The organism is Kitasatospora sp. NPDC127060 (assembly GCF_042724935.1).
GTDB lineage: Bacteria > Actinomycetota > Actinomycetes > Streptomycetales > Streptomycetaceae > Kitasatospora.
Genome location: NZ_JBHXEG010000002.1, coordinates 203,405 through 217,166, shown reverse-complemented (window position 1 = coordinate 217,166; position 13,762 = coordinate 203,405). Strand labels below are relative to the sequence as shown.

The following is a 13,762-nucleotide window of genomic DNA, read 5'->3' as shown; positions in this document are numbered from 1 at the left end:
GGTGCCCGTCAGACGAAGTTCTTGTCGATCAGCATCTGCAACACGTTCACATGGAAGTCCGGGAAGTCCATCGGCACGACGCCGAACCGGGCCCGCTGCCCGGTGCGGGCGCTCAGGTACGGGTAGACGGCACGGTCCATCAGGGTCTGCGAGCTGGTCTTGGGCCAGAAGCCGCCCGCGTAGCTGAGGAAGTTCACGAACATCCTCGGGTAGCCCGGGTTGAGGAAGGCCTTGTCGAACTGGGCGACGATGTCCCGGCCCTTCTCGCCCAGCGGGTCGAGCCCGCCGATCTGCCAGACGTCCTGGGTGTCGAACCAGTCGTTCTGCCCGCTGGACCAGCCGATCAGGCCCCACGGGTTGGCGAAGTCGGCGAGCAGCACCACCTTGCCGCGGGCCGCGCCCAGGGTGGGCCAGCCGTAGAAGTGGAACAGGCCGCGGTAGCCCAGGTCGTCCAGGTAGTGGTTCACCCGCCGCTGGAACTCGGTGTCGTCCAGGGCCTGGCCGCCGGCGTGCTCGTTCTTCAACCGCATCAGGACGGTCTCGCCCGGGTGCGCCTGGAGGAAGGACCGGCACTGGTCCAGCACGTCCTGGAGCCGGAGGTGCTGGTAGGCGTCGGAGTGGTAGATCCCGAGCTCGTCGGGCGCCCCCTCCAGGCCGTTGCAGCGGATGTCGAGGAAGCGCACGCCCTCCTGCAACTGCTGGGGCAGGCCCCAGTTCTGGGTGTGCGACCACTCGGTGCCGTACCGGGGGTTCTGGCAGCAGGAGTCGTGGGTGCCGGGGACGGTGAGGTCGAGCAGGGAGAGGTTCCCGTCCAGCCGGCCCATCCAACCGTCCGTCGGCACCCCGCCCGGGGTGGTCGAGGTGCCCGCCGCCCAGGCCGCGGACGGCACCCCGAGCAGGCTCCCGACCGCGGCCGCACCGCCGGCCCCGACGCCCCACCTGAGAAGATCACGACGTGCGATGCCCATGGACCGGCTCCCTCTGCCCCGTGCGGCTCTGACGACTTGACCCGACACTCCTCGAACGGGGCCGCCGCGTCAACGGGTTCAGCGCGGAGTCGGCTCCCGCCCGTCCGGGCCGACCACCAGCCACCAGGCCGGCAGCTCGATCCGCTCGCCGTCCGGGGTGAACTCGGTCAGCGACAACGGCAGTTCGCCCGAGGCCAGCACGGTCAGGCCGGCCGAGCGGAACAGCCCGTCGAAGGCCGCGTCGGCCACCTCGGCCGGGGCGAGGCCGTGGGCGAAGACCGGGCGCAGCTTCGGGGGCGGCCCGGCCGGATCCTTGGCCAGCCCCTGGAGCACGGCCTTGGCGGACTCGGCGAGTTCGACGACGAAGGCCCGGCCGCGCGACCCGAGCAGGGTCGCGACGGCCTCGGCCACCGGGCCGCGGTCGGCCGGGTCGCTCTGGTGGATCACCCCGCGCACGTACACGTCGGCATCGCCCAGGCGCTCGTGCAGGGCCCGGACGGCGGCCGGGTCGGTGGCGTCCAGCTGGGCGAACTCGGCCAGCTGCGATCGGTCCTGGCGCCGGGCGAGCCCGACGGCGGTCTCGGAGAGATCGACCCCGACGGCCCGGGGGAAGTGCTCGGCGAGGAAGCGGGTCTGCCGGCCGTTGCCGCAGCCCAGGTCGACGACGGGCAGCCGGGGCTCGCTCAAGTAGGGCCTGAACAGGGCGAGGTGGCGCTCCGCGGTGCGGGCCGGCTCGGCGTCCCAGATCACCGAGCCGGGCTCCTCGGGCGCCTCGCTCCAGAAGCCCTCCCAGGCGTTTCGGTACCGACTCGTCACGCTCATGGCTGGGACCTCCGGGTGTCACGCACAGTGCCGGGGTCGTGTCTATCGGTCGCGGACGCGGGAGGGCAAGGACCTCGGGCCCGACCGCTCGCGTGGCGTCGGGCCCGAGGCCGCTGGCGGCGGTCGCCTCAGCGGCCGGGGTGCCGGTCGGCCGCCATGGCGGCCGACCCGTCCGTGCGGGTGGCGGGGTGCCGGTGGGCCTGCGGCCCGGCCGGACGGGCGGTCGAGCGCGGTGCGCCCAGCGCCCCCAGCACGGAGCTGTCCAGCGGGCTGGCGGACAGCCGTTCCAGCACCCGCGCGCACGCGGCGCGCAGCCCCGGCCCCCGGTGGCGCACGTCGGGGACGACGGAATGGAACCCAGCGAGGACGGACATGCGGATCACCTCCGGAAGGACCTGCGGACCTGCAGGTGCGTCCCTCAGCTTGCGCCGCTCCGCCCGCGGGCGAACCCGGATTGACGAACTGCTGACGTCCTGCTGACGCGCCTCTGACGGGCCCCCGGAGTGCCTCTGGTGACCGCGCCCGGGCCGGTCTCAGACCCGGTGGGCGGCGACGTAGCGGGCCGGGTCCCGGCCGAACTCGCCGTGCCAGCGCCCCAGGCACTGCTCGGCGAAGGTGCGGCCGGTGGCGACGATCTCGTCCAGCGGGTCCAGGTAGCCGGGGACGTGCGGCGGTTCCAGGCCGGCCGCGACCCGGGCGGACAGTCCGGTCCGGGCCAGACGCAGCAGTTCGGCGGCCAGCGGGCGGACGGGGTCGTCGCCGAGGCGGGTGGCCAGGCCCTGGACGGGCAGTTCGGCGAGCGCGGCGCGGTGCTGCGCCAGGGTGTAGTGGCCGAGCAGGTCCCAGGCGGCGGCGAGGGAGGCGGGGTGGTAGCTGAGGCCGGTCCACAGGGCGGGGACGGCGGCGGAGTAGGGGTGCGGCGGGCCGTCGGCGCCGCGCAGTTCGAGGGTGCCGCGGACCCGGGTGTCGGTCCAGAGCTGGTTCAGGTGGGCGGCCCAGTGGGCCGGGGTGGGCTTGCCGCCCTCCGGGTAGCCGTGCCGCAGGAGTTCGGCGAAGGTGCGGTCGGGCGCCGGGTGGTAGCGGCCGGCCGGGTCGCGGTAGTGGATCGGCGGGATGTCCAGGGCCCAGTCGATGACGTCGTCCACGGTGACGCCGGGCCGCAGGGCGGGCGGCAGCACGCCGCTGCGCCGCGGGTCCATCCGCAGCCAGGACCAGCAACGGTGGGACAGTAGGCCCTCCGAACGCCCGGCCTGGAGGGGGGAGTTGACCAGCAGGGCGGAGACCACCGGTGCGGCGGCCGCCTGGGTGCGCAGCTTGCGGGTGAAGTCCTCGGGGGAGAGGTAGTCCAGGGTGACCTGGGTGGACAGCGACAGCGCCATGATGTTGCGGGCCCTGCTGCCCGCCTCGCCCAGCCCGGCGAAGTGCTCGCGCATCAGGGCGCCCCTGGTCATCGGCACCCACTCCATGTCCGACGGGCGGTCGAACGGCAGGTAGCCGCCGGGCAGCAGGGCCAGGCCGAACCGGTCGGCCAGTTCGGCGAGTTGCTCCAGCGCGGCCCGCAAGTCGTCCACCGCCTTGCCGACGCCGGGGGCGGGCGCGGACGAGTACTCGAGCTGGCCGCCGTGCTCCAGGGTGATCTGGCTGCCGTCCGGGCGCAGCACCCCGGTCAGCCGGCCGGTGTCCTCCTGCCGCTCGCCGCCCCACCGGGCCAGCACCGCCTCCAGGACGGCCAGCACGCCGCGCTCCCCGGAGTAGCGGGCGGCCAGCCCGGTGGCCGGGTCGACCAGGCCGCACTCCACCTCGATGCCGACCTGTTCGCGGCGGGCCGGGCGGAACGGGGCGCGCAGGTCCGCGCGGGTCAGCTCGCGGTCCGTCACGCGGTGCCCACCCGGGTGGCGATCCGGGGGTGGCCGGCGCGGTCGAGCAGGGCGTCCACGGCGTCCAGGGCGGACCGGGCGGCTCCCTGGCACCAGGCGTGGGCGCCGGACAGGTGCTCGCCGGCGAAGAAGATCCGCGGGTCGTCGGCGGGGTGCGGGGCGCCGAGCACGGTCAGGTAGCGGGTGTGCTCGCCGGGCGTCAGGTGGGCGAAGGCGCCGCCGCCCATGCCGGCCTGCACGTCCCAGTCGCAGTGCAGGATGTCGTCGACGTCCGCGGTGATGCCGGGGTGCAGCCGCTCCAGGCAGTCCAGTACGAGGGCGTCCCGGTCGGCCGGGGGCAGTGCGGTGAAGCGCCGGGCGTTGGCGCCCCACAGGTAGGCGCCGAGCAGGGCGGTCGGTTCGGCCGAGCGCAGCGGGTCCCGGACGGCCCAGTGCGGGCCGGGGCTGCCGTTGGCGCCGTCCTCGGCCGGTACCGCGTTGTCCGAGGGGTACCAGCACTGCTGGATCGGCAGGTCGGTGAAGCTTCCGCCGCCGTGGATGCCGTCCTCCAGCTCCCACCGGCGCCGGGTCAGGTGCAGCACGGTCTTGGTGCTGCTGGCGTAGCTGATGCCGCGCACGGCGTGCCGCTGCGGGTGGGGCAGGCCGGGGCTGACGGTGATCCGGTCCAGTGCGGGCGCCGGGACGCAGCACACCACGTAGTCGACGTGGTCGTGCAGCGGGGCGCCGAGCCGGGTGCCGCGGAGCCGGACGCCGTCCGGGGTGAGGGCGAGTTCGTCGATCCGGGCGGACAGTCGGACGCTGCCGGGGCGCAGGGCGTGGACGAAGGCGCGGATCAGCGCGTCCAGGCCGTCCACCAGCTCGACCTGCCCGTGGTGGAACAGGCCGAAGTAGTCGACCAGGACCTCCAGCAGTGAGGACTGCTCGTAGTGGGCGAGGCCGCTGGCGTGGCCGAAGAGGTCCCAGGCGTCCTGGGACAGGTGCTCGTGGACGAACTGCCAGAGCGAGACGGAGGCGGCCCGCTCCAGCGCCGGGTCGTCCCAGTGGCCGGCCAGCGTGCTTGCCTGCTGCTCGGCGGTGAGGGTGCTCCACACCGAGCCGAGCAGCCGGTCCAGCAGCGGCCCGGGGGCCTGCCGCTCGGCGGGGGCCAGCGCGTACGCGGGGAACAGCGAGGCCACCTCCTGCACCCGCACCCGCCGACCGCGCAGGTGGTAGTAGGCGCGCGGGTTGGCGTTGACGAACGGGCGGGTCTGCAGGCGGAACCGGGAGACGTAGTGCAGCACGCAGTGGTGGTTGCCGGGGATGCGCATGGCGCCCAGGTCGACGTGGGTGCCGTCCCAGAAGCGGTGGGTGCGCACCCGCCCGCCGGGCCGGTTCGCCTGCTCGTAGACGACGACGTCGAAGCCGCGCCGTTGCAGCTCGTACGCGCTCACCAGGCCGGCCACACCGGCGCCGACGACGGCGATCCGGCCGCGGGCGCCGACCACCGGGGCCAGCAGGGAGGGCGGGAACGCAAAGCTCGTATCGAACATCGACACCGCACCCCTCTGGCGACCGGGACTTCCGCCCCAGCCTCGGCCAGGCCTCGTTCGTGTGCCACTCGGCGGCGCCGGTGCGGGTGACGCGGCGGCCCGGGTTCGCAGGGCCAATCTTGTTACCGGGTGGACCGGGCCGGGGCCGACCGCACCCGGGTGTCCGGGGCGCGCGGGCCTTCGCGCGGCGGGCCCGAACGTGCCCGGGCCGGTGTTCCGCGGGCGGCGCGGACGAGCCGGACGAGCCGGACGAGGAACCGCACGTCGGGCCGGGGGGGCCGGCGCCTCCGGCCGGCCGGAGGCGCCCGGCGGGCCTCGGTTCTTCGTCCGCGCCGCCGGGGCCTGGTACGGGTGGTGGCGGGAAATCCGCTGTCGGTGCACCTGGCTAGGCTCGGCTTCGGAGTGGACGAGGACAATGTGGTGGGTGCTGACGGGTGACGTCCGCAGGGCGGGGCTGAACCCCGCTCGGTGGGGGGCCCGTTGAGCGGGACGGGACAGGACGGGGGAACACGGGATGGAAGCGGACGGGCCGGAGCTGCGGGCGTACGTCGCTGCGCTGGTGCGGATGGGCGCGCCGGTGGTGCCGGGGCCGTCCGGGCTGGCGGTGCCGGCGGGCAGTGCGGACGAGGTGACGGCGGTCGCCCGGCGGTTGGCGCTGGCGGTGCTGCCGGATCGGGGGTGTCGGCCGGAGCCGACGCCGGGGCTGCTGGGGCTGGCGCGGGCGCTGGTGGTGGACGAGCACCCGTCGGCGTCCGGGTGGACGGTGGCGGAGCGGGAGCGGCTGGCGGGGTGGGTCGCGGTGCTGATCGAGCACCGGGGCGAGGACGGGGTGGAGGAGTTGGTGCGGGCGCTGAACGGGGAGTGAGCGCGGCACTCGCCGACGGGTCGGGTGCCCGGCGGGCGGGCGTTGGCGGATCGTTGGCCGGTCCTTGGCGGCGCCCGGCAGTCTGCTGGAACCGCCACGGGGGATGTCCGGCGGAAGCCCTGCCATGTGCCCTTGCCCGACCTGAGAGGTAGCGCGTGTCGAAGCCGTCCGTCGCTCAGCCCACGTCCGTAGCCCGGCCGCCGGCCGGCCCCCCGGCCGACCCCGCGGCCACCCCGGAGCCGGCCCCGGCCCGGCCGACCCTCGACCCTGACACCCTGGCCGAGATCCACCGGCTGCACGGCGGCTACCTGCTGCGCGCCCTGCTGCGGGCCACCCGCGGCGACCACGGCAAGGCCGAGGACATCCTCCAGGAGACCCTGCTGCGCGCCTGGCAGAACCCGGCGGCCCTCGCGGCCGGCCCGGCGCACAGCCGCCCCTGGCTGTTCACCGTCGCCCGGCGGATCGCCATCGACCACTACCGGATGGCCGCCGCCCGGGCCAAGGAGGTCATCGGCGAGCCGGTGGAGGACCGGCCGGTCGCCGACGACCCGTACGAGCAGGTGCTGGTCGCCCGGGACATCGCGCTGGCGCTGCGGCGGGTGCAGAAGCACCACCGGGAGGTGCTGGTCGAGCTGCACCTGAAGGACCGTTCGGTGCTGGAGGCCTCGGTCGAGCTGGGGGTGCCGCCGGGGACGGTCAAGTCCCGGAACTTCTACGCCGTCCGGGCAATGCGGCCGGTCCTGGCGGCGGAGCACGGGTACGCGCCGGTCACGGGCTGAGGGTCCGGACCTCGCCGTGCGGGTCGCCGTGCCGGTCGCCGTGTGGTTCTCCGGCGTCGGTGCCGGTGCCCGGCACGGTGCCCCGCACGATGCCGGTGCCCGGCACGGTGCCCCGCACGATGCCGGTGCCCGGCACGGCGCCCCGCACGATGCCGGTGCCCGGCCCGGCGTCGGCGCGCAGGCTGAGGGAGGCCTCCAGTCCGGCGGTGAACTCGCTGCGCCGGCCCGCCAGTCGGTCGTGCCGGCGGAACCGCTCCAGCGCCGAGGCCAGCCGCGCGCGCACCTCCGGCGTGCGGCCCCGGGCCACCAGGTGGGCGGCGTAGGACTGCTCGGTGACGGCGTGCAGGTAGAGCAGCCCCGCCTCCTCGCAGGCGGCCAGCAGCCGGTGCCAGGCGAGGTCCGCGGTCTCGTCCCGGACGGTCGGCGGCAGCGACTGGGCCTCGGTCAGCAGCGACCACAGGTGCACCTGGGTGACCGGGCGGGGCGGCAGTAGCTCCCGGGCCTCCCGGGAGCGGAGCCGGGCGCCCGCCGGGTCTCCGGTCGCCAGGCTCACCCAGCCCTGGTGGACCAGGGCGTCGACCAGCCGCTTCCGGTTGCCCGACTCGACGGCGAGCGCGGTCGCGTCCGCCGCCAGCCGCCGCGCCCCGGCGGAATCCCCGAGCATCGCCGTGACCAGCCCCAGGGTGGCCAGCGCGCGCACGCGCGCCGAGGCCGCGGCGGGCCCCTCGGCGGACTCGGCGGCGGCCACCCCCCGACGGGCCGCCTCGGCGGCCTCGCGGCGGCGTTCAAGGGCGACCAGTGCCTGCGCCCGGCAGTTGTGCAGGAAGGCCGCCGCCACCGGGTCGGCGCAGCGCTCGGCCGCGGCCAGACCGGTGTCGGCGCGGGCCAGCCAGTCGGTGAAGCGGCTGGCGCCGTAGTACAGCGAGCCGGCGGTCAGGGCGAGCCGCCAGGCCCGGTCGGGGCGGGTGAGGGCGGTGGACTCGATCAGCGCCCGGACGGCGGGCTCCTCGGCGTGGAACCAGTCGAGCGCGCTGCGGATGTCCACGACGGAAGGGACGGGCGGGACGGGTGGGGACGGCCGGTTGGGCCGGAGCGGCTCGTCGGGCGCCGGGGTGTCCTCCTGACCGGGGTCGAGGAGACCGCCGCAGTGCAGCAGCGCGGCCTGGTAGTGGTCCAGCAAACGGGTGCGGGCGTGCTCCCGGTCCTGTGCGGGCCGCTCGGCCAGCAGGTCGGCGGCGAACAGCCGGACCAGCTCGGTGCGCTGGTAGCGGCCCGGGGCGGCACCGGTGAGCAAATGGCGGGAGGCCAGGTCGCCGAGGGCGCGGTGGGCGGTCGCGGCGTCGGTGCCGAGCAGTGCGGCGGCGGCCGGGCCGTCCACCGCGCGGCCGGGGTGGACGGCCAGCAGGGTGTGCAGCTCTGCTGCCTCGACCGGCAACTGACGGTACGTCAGTAGAAGTTGTTGCCGCAGGCCGGTCCCGCCGTCGATCTCCAGGGCGGCCAGGCGGGTCTGCTCGTCGGCGAGTTCGGCGACCAGTTCGGCGACCGTCCAGCTCGGGTGGGCGGCCAGCCGGGCGGCGGCGATCCGCAGGGCCAGTGGCAGGTGCTCGCAGAGCCGGACGAGTTCGGCGGCCGCCGCCGGCTCGGCGGCCAGGCGTCCGGGCGTCAGCAGGTGCGACAGCAGGGCCAGAGCGTCGTCCTCGGGCAGCGCGGTCAACCGCAGCAGGGCGGCGTCGTCGGTGGCGACCAGCTTCTCCAGAGAGCCGCGGGCGGTCACCACGGCGGCGCAGTCCGGGCCCTCGGGCAGCAGCTCGACCAGCTGGTCGGGGTCGGCGGCGTCGTCCAGGACCACCAGCAGGCGACGGCCCCTGGTGTGTTCGCGGTAGCGCGCGGCGCGGTCGGCCCGGTCGGCGGGGACGGCGTCCTCCGGGACGCCGAGGGCGCGCAGGAAGCGGCCGAGGACGGCCCCCGGGTCGGCCGGGCCGTCCGGGTCGAGGCCGCGTAGGTCCGCGTACAGCACGCCGTCCGGGAAGCGGTCGGCGGCCCGATGGGCCCAGGCGGTGACCAGGGCGCTCTTGCCGGTGCCGGCCGGGCCGACCACCAGGGCCGGTCCGTCGGTGGCCCGGTCGGGGGCGCAGGCGCGGTCCAGCCACCGGGTCTCGGCCGTGCGGCCGATCACGTCGACGCGTCGGCGGGGGAGTTGGTTCGGGGCCCGGTGGAGCGGTACGGCGGCCGGGGGAGCGGGAGCCGGTGCGGCGGCCACCCGCACCGCCTCCGGATGGTCGTCCGCCAGCACCTCGGCGAACGCGGCCCGCAGCGCCGGTCCGGGGCGGATGCCCAGCTCGCGGTCCAGCCGCAGCCTGGTCCGGTGGAAGGCGTTCAGCGCGTCCGCCGGCCGCCCGGCCTGGTGCAGGCAGCGCATCAGCAGCGCCACCAGCTCCTCGCGCAGCCCGTCCCGCCGCACGTTCTGCTCCAGTACGGCCACCGCGGCCGCCCCCGTGCCCTGCCGCAGCCGCAGCTCGGCCCAGTGGAGCAGGGCCGCGGTGGAGGACTGCTTCAGGTGGTCCACCGCGGCGGCCCGCAGCGGGGTGTCCGGGAGGTCGGCCAGGGCCTCGCCGCGCCACAGCTGCAGCGCCTCCTCCAGCAGCGCGATCGCCTCCCCGACGGCCCCGCGCCCGGCGAGCTCCCCGGCCCGCCCGGTCAGCCGGGCGAACCGCAGCGCGTCCACCTCCTCGGCCGGCCCGCTCAACAGGTAGCCGCAGGCCCGGGTGTGCAACTCGAACGGGGAGTCGGCCAGCACCTTGCGCACCGCCGCGACGTGCCCCTGCACCGCGGCCCGGGCACTGGCCGGCGGACGCTCGCCCCACAGCAGCTCGCAGAACTGGTCCATGCTCACCACCTGGCCCAGCCGCAGCGCCGGCAGCGCCAGCACCGCCCGCCGCTGCGACCCCGCCAGGGGGGCCAGGCCGCCGGTCGCGACCTGCAACTCCACCGGCCCGAGCAGCCGAATCCGCACCAGTACTCCCACCTCGCAACACCCGAGAGCCGTCGGCGGCCTGCGGGGTGGAGAAGTGTAGTGCGCACACATGTCCTGCCCGTGCCCGGACGTCGGTCGTCGGTGGGCCGCCGTGGATAGAGAGTCCGTAGGGGTGCGGGATGGTTGCCTGCGGGGGGGTGTGGCGGAGCGGGAAGCGGTGCGGTGCGGCGGGGACGGTTCGGTGCGGCGGTCGAAGGGATGGCGCGGTGCGCACGCGTGTGCGGCCCAGGGGTGGGCGTTCGCCGACGGTGGGCCCGCCGTGGACGGCGAGCGGGCCGGGGTGCGGTCCGAGGGGAGCTCGCCTGCGGGGGATCGGCGCGTCCCGGTAGCGTGCGGGCATGGACGAGACTCACGGGAGACACGTGAACGCCCGGTTCGAGCGGCTGGCCCAGCGGGTCCGCGACGAACTCGCCGCCGCCGGGCTGCCGGTGGTGGCCCCGGGCCTGGACACGGCGCTGGCCGTCGGCGCGGAGGTCCGGGTGAGCACCTGGAACCAGCACTTCGGCGAGGAGCCGGAGGTGCTGGTGAGCTGGCACACCAGCCCCCGGCTGCGGAGCCGGGCGGCGGACCCGGGGCGGGACGGGGAGCCGACCGGGGCGACCCGGCAGGCCGGCGGGATCCACACCGCGATGGCCGCGGCGGTGATCGCGATCCTGGCCGCGGCCGGCTTCACCGCCCGGGTCCTGGGGGACGACTACGCGCCGTTCGACGTACTGGTCCTCGACGGCCCGGACACCAGGACGCCGCCGGCCTGGTCCGACCTGGCGGAACACCCGCGGCGGACGGTCGGCGAGCCGGTCGACTGAACCGCCCGGCCCCGGCCCGTCGTCCCCTCCTAGGGCGTGTCTGACCATTCGCGTCGGGTCAGCGCGCGCCCCCGGCGTCGCGCCCCCGGCGGGAATGTCAGACACGCCCTGAAGGCACCGTCACGGGCACTCGGGGAGCGATAACCAGCGGCCGGGAGTCCCGAGCCGGGAGTACCGGGGCGGGCCCGAGACCCGTGGCACGGGGGAAGGAAAGCATGGAGATCGAGCTGCTCGGACCGATGGCGGTCCGGCGGGCCGACGGCACCGAGATCACGCCCTCGGCTCCGAAGCGGCGCGCCCTGCTGGGGGCGCTGGCCACCCGGCTGAACCAGCCGGTGGGCGCCGAGGAGCTGATCGAGCTGGTCTGGGACGGCGCCGCGCCACCGACCGCGCGGGCCGCGCTGCAGGGTCATGTGGCCGCGCTGCGCCAGCAGTTGGACGATCCCCGGCTGATCCTGGGCACCCGCGGCGGCGGGTACGTCCTGGAGGGCGACGCGGACCGGGTGGACCTGGTGCGGTTCGGCGCGCTCTGCGACCGGGCCGGGCTCCTGCTGCCGGGGACCGTCGCCGGAGCCGGGCCGGACACCCCGGCCGCCCCGCTGCTGCGCGCGGCCCTCGACCTGTGGCGCGGGCCGGCGCTGGTCGACTGCGGGTCCGCCCTGCTGCGCGAGCGCACCCTCCCGTACCTGACCGACCTGCGGCTGCGCGCCCTGGACCGGCTGGCGCAGGAACTGGTGCTGGCCGGTCACGGCGGTGAACTGGTCGCCGAGCTGACCGAGGCCGCTGACGCCCACCCCAGCCGGCAGCCGCTGGCCGCCCGGCTGGTCCAGTGCCTGGAGCAGGCCGGGCGCGGACCGGAGGCGCGGGCCCGCTACGACCACGCGGTGGCCCGGCTGTCCGGCCCGCCCGGGCCGGAACTACGGCTGGCGGGCGAGCAGTTGGCGCGCCACGCCGCGCCCGACCGGCGCTTCGTCGGCCGCGCCGCCGAACTCGCCCGGCTGCACGAGGCCCTGGGCGTGGCGGCCCGGACCGGCCGCCCGATCCTGGTCACCGGCCCGGCCGGGGTGGGCAAGACCGGGCTGGTCCAGCACTGGGCGGCGCAGCGCTTCCCCGAGGGCGTGCTCCACGCAGACCTGCGCGGCACCCACCCGGACGGCCCGCGGGAGCCCGCCGACGTCCTGGCCGGCTTCCTCGCCGACCTGGGCGTCGACCCCGGCGCCGTCCCCGCCGATCCCGCCGAGCGCGCGGCCCGCTACCGCGAACTCCTCGCCGACCGCCGGATCCTGATCCTGCTGGACGACGCCGCCGACTACCGCCGGCTCGCCCCGCTGCTGCCCGGGCCGCCCGAGCCCGGCAGCACCGCCCTGGGCCCGGTCGTCGTCGTCACCAGCCGCAACCGGCTGCGCGAACTGCTCGTCCACGAGGACGCGCTCGCGCTCCCGCTCGGCCCGCTCGGCCCCGAGGACGCCCGTACGCTGCTCGCCCGTGCCCTCGGCCCCGACCGTCAGACCACCGGCCCGGAGGCGGACGCCGAACTCGCCGAACTCGCCGAACACTGCGACCACCTGCCGCTGGCCCTGCGACTGGCCGCCGCCCGGCTGGCCGCCCGCCCGGACTGGTCACCGGCCGACCTCGCCGCCGAACTCGCCGACGAGCAGACCGGCCTGGCCGCCCTGGCGGGCGTCGGCACCGAACGCGGCCCGACCGGCGTCACCGCCGCCCTGGACCGCACCTACCGGTCCCTGCCGCCCGCCGCCGCCCGGCTGTTCACCCTGCTGGGGCTGCACCCCGGCGCGGAGATCGACACCGCCACCGCCGCCGCACTCGCCGACCTGCGGCCCGCCGCCGCCCGCAGCCAGCTCACCGCGCTCGACGCCGTCCACCTGCTGGCCGAGACCACCCCCGGCCGCTACGCCCGCCGCGAGCTCGTCCGCCGCTACGCCGCCGGACAGGCCGCCGCACTGGACTGCACCGAGCGCTTCGGCGCGCTGGACCGGCTCATCGCCCACTACCTGCAACTCACCGACCCCTGGAGCGACGACGACGCGGCCGACGCCGGCGCCACCCGGCCACCGGCCTGGTTCCGCAGGGAGGAGAGCGCCCTGCGCGCCGTCGTACTCCGCGCCGAACAGTACGGCCGCACCGGCGCCGCCTGGCAACTCGCCCACCGGATCAGCCTGTTGCACGAACGGTCGGACGAGGCCGCCGACCGCGACCGGACGCACTGGCGGGCCGTCGCCGAGATCGGGCTGCGCGCCGCGCACGCCGACCGCGACGACGCCGCGCTCGCCCGGCTGGGCACCGACCTCGCCGTCCTGCACGTCCGCCGGGCGGCCCACCGCACCGCCCTGGAGCAACTGGACGCGGCGGTCGCGGCCGCCGACCGGGCCGGGGACACCCTGCTGCGCCACCACTGCCGCGACCGGGTGGCGGCCGCCCTGGTACGGGCCGGGCAGTACGACCGGGCGCTGCCGCTGCTGACCGACCTGGTGACCGCTGCCCGCACCCCGACGGCCGGACACCTGCTGGTCCGCGCGCTGACCGGGCTCGCCGAGGCCCTGGTGCTGGTCGGCGCCCCGGAAAGGGCGCTCGCCCACGCCGACGAGGCGGTCCGCCTCGCCACGGCCGACGGCCGTCCGGGCGGAGTGGCGGCGGTGCTCGCCACCCACGGCCGGGCCCGCGCCCTGCACGCCCTCGGCCGCCGGGACGCGGCACTGTCCTCGGCCCAGCTCGCCGTGGCCCTCGGCCGCACCGTCGGCGACGCCGCCGTGGAGGCCCGTTCGCACGGGCTGCTCGCCGACCTGCTGACCGAACTCGGCCGCAGCGCGGAGGGGGCGGAGGCCCGACAGCGGGAGCAACTGCTGGGGCGGGCCTGAGGTCCGCTGGACGCTGCCCTGGCCGAAACGGGCGGGGCGGGCGGGCGAGGTGCGTGCTCCGGGGGTGCCTGCCGGCCGGGTACCGAGCACGGTCCCGGGTGCACAACTGCCTTCTGCGCCGGGCGCACAGGCGGAACTACCGGCGGTTCTGGCAGGCGGAACCGGGTGCCTGGCGCCGGTGTCCCGGGCATCCCCGCAGGCGGGCG

General features: G+C 76.6%; 10 protein-coding genes. 4 read left to right on the top strand and 6 right to left on the bottom strand.

Going from position 1 to position 13,762, the window contains the following annotated elements:
- Window positions 1-8: 8 nt before the first annotated feature.
- The 5 genes from ACFWIS_RS02940 to ACFWIS_RS02920 form a co-directional block, all read right to left on the bottom strand.
- Window positions 9-968, bottom strand: coding sequence for a phosphatidylinositol-specific phospholipase C (locus ACFWIS_RS02940; RefSeq protein WP_380459876.1), 960 nt, complete (start codon window positions 966-968; stop codon window positions 9-11).
- A gap of 78 nt (window positions 969-1,046) precedes the next feature.
- Window positions 1,047-1,790, bottom strand: coding sequence for a class I SAM-dependent methyltransferase (locus tag ACFWIS_RS02935; RefSeq protein ID WP_380459878.1), 744 nt, complete (start codon window positions 1,788-1,790; stop codon window positions 1,047-1,049).
- Between the two features lie 128 nt (window positions 1,791-1,918).
- Window positions 1,919-2,164 (bottom strand): hypothetical protein, encoded by a 246-nt coding sequence (locus tag ACFWIS_RS02930; RefSeq protein ID WP_380523460.1) that lies wholly within the window; start codon window positions 2,162-2,164, stop codon window positions 1,919-1,921.
- A 159-nt stretch (window positions 2,165-2,323) separates the two neighbouring features.
- Entirely contained in the window at window positions 2,324-3,667 is a 1,344-nt protein-coding gene (locus tag ACFWIS_RS02925; RefSeq protein WP_380459882.1) for a glutamate-cysteine ligase family protein, read from the bottom strand.
- Window positions 3,664-5,196: a flavin monoamine oxidase family protein gene (locus tag ACFWIS_RS02920; protein ID WP_380459883.1), complete on the bottom strand. Its 1,533-nt coding sequence runs from the start codon at window positions 5,194-5,196 to the stop codon at window positions 3,664-3,666. The genes ACFWIS_RS02925 and ACFWIS_RS02920 overlap by 4 nt, the downstream gene beginning before the upstream one ends.
- Window positions 5,197-5,710: 514 nt before the next feature.
- Here ACFWIS_RS02920 and ACFWIS_RS02915 point away from each other — a divergent pair.
- Together ACFWIS_RS02915 and ACFWIS_RS02910 are read left to right on the top strand one after the other, a co-directional pair.
- Window positions 5,711-6,061, top strand: a complete 351-nt coding sequence (locus ACFWIS_RS02915) for a hypothetical protein (RefSeq protein WP_380459884.1) — start codon at window positions 5,711-5,713, stop codon at window positions 6,059-6,061.
- 155 nt (window positions 6,062-6,216) lie between these two features.
- The gene (locus tag ACFWIS_RS02910) at window positions 6,217-6,840 is read left to right on the top strand and encodes a sigma-70 family RNA polymerase sigma factor (protein ID WP_380459886.1); all 624 of its coding nucleotides are present in this window, start codon (window positions 6,217-6,219) and stop codon (window positions 6,838-6,840) included.
- Here the strand turns inward: ACFWIS_RS02910 and ACFWIS_RS02905 are convergent.
- Entirely contained in the window at window positions 6,830-9,853 is a 3,024-nt protein-coding gene (locus ACFWIS_RS02905; protein ID WP_380459888.1) for a BTAD domain-containing putative transcriptional regulator, read from the bottom strand. The two genes, ACFWIS_RS02910 and ACFWIS_RS02905, sit on opposite strands and share 11 nt — an antisense overlap.
- 359 nt (window positions 9,854-10,212) lie before the next feature.
- Between ACFWIS_RS02905 and ACFWIS_RS02900 the strand changes: the two genes are divergently transcribed.
- On the top strand, window positions 10,213-10,680 hold the full coding sequence (locus tag ACFWIS_RS02900) for a hypothetical protein (protein ID WP_380459890.1): 468 nt from the start codon (window positions 10,213-10,215) through the stop codon (window positions 10,678-10,680).
- A gap of 215 nt (window positions 10,681-10,895) precedes the next feature.
- Window positions 10,896-13,556, top strand: a complete 2,661-nt coding sequence (locus ACFWIS_RS02895; RefSeq protein WP_380459892.1) for a BTAD domain-containing putative transcriptional regulator — start codon at window positions 10,896-10,898, stop codon at window positions 13,554-13,556.
- Window positions 13,557-13,762: the final 206 nt, after the last annotated feature.

Excerpts from the sequence above, each read along its gene's own strand:
- ACFWIS_RS02940 (WP_380459876.1), bottom strand. The coding sequence starts at position 968 with ATGGGCATCGCACGTCGTGATCTTCTCAGGTGGGGCGTCGGGGCCGGC.
- ACFWIS_RS02935 (WP_380459878.1), bottom strand. The coding sequence starts at position 1,790 with ATGAGCGTGACGAGTCGGTACCGAAACGCCTGGGAGGGCTTCTGGAGC.
- ACFWIS_RS02930 (WP_380523460.1), bottom strand. The coding sequence starts at position 2,164 with ATGTCCGTCCTCGCTGGGTTCCATTCCGTCGTCCCCGACGTGCGCCAC.
- ACFWIS_RS02920 (WP_380459883.1), bottom strand. The coding sequence starts at position 5,196 with ATGTTCGATACGAGCTTTGCGTTCCCGCCCTCCCTGCTGGCCCCGGTG.
- ACFWIS_RS02915 (WP_380459884.1), top strand. The coding sequence starts at position 5,711 with ATGGAAGCGGACGGGCCGGAGCTGCGGGCGTACGTCGCTGCGCTGGTG.
- ACFWIS_RS02900 (WP_380459890.1), top strand. The coding sequence starts at position 10,213 with ATGGACGAGACTCACGGGAGACACGTGAACGCCCGGTTCGAGCGGCTG.
- ACFWIS_RS02895 (WP_380459892.1), top strand. The coding sequence starts at position 10,896 with ATGGAGATCGAGCTGCTCGGACCGATGGCGGTCCGGCGGGCCGACGGC.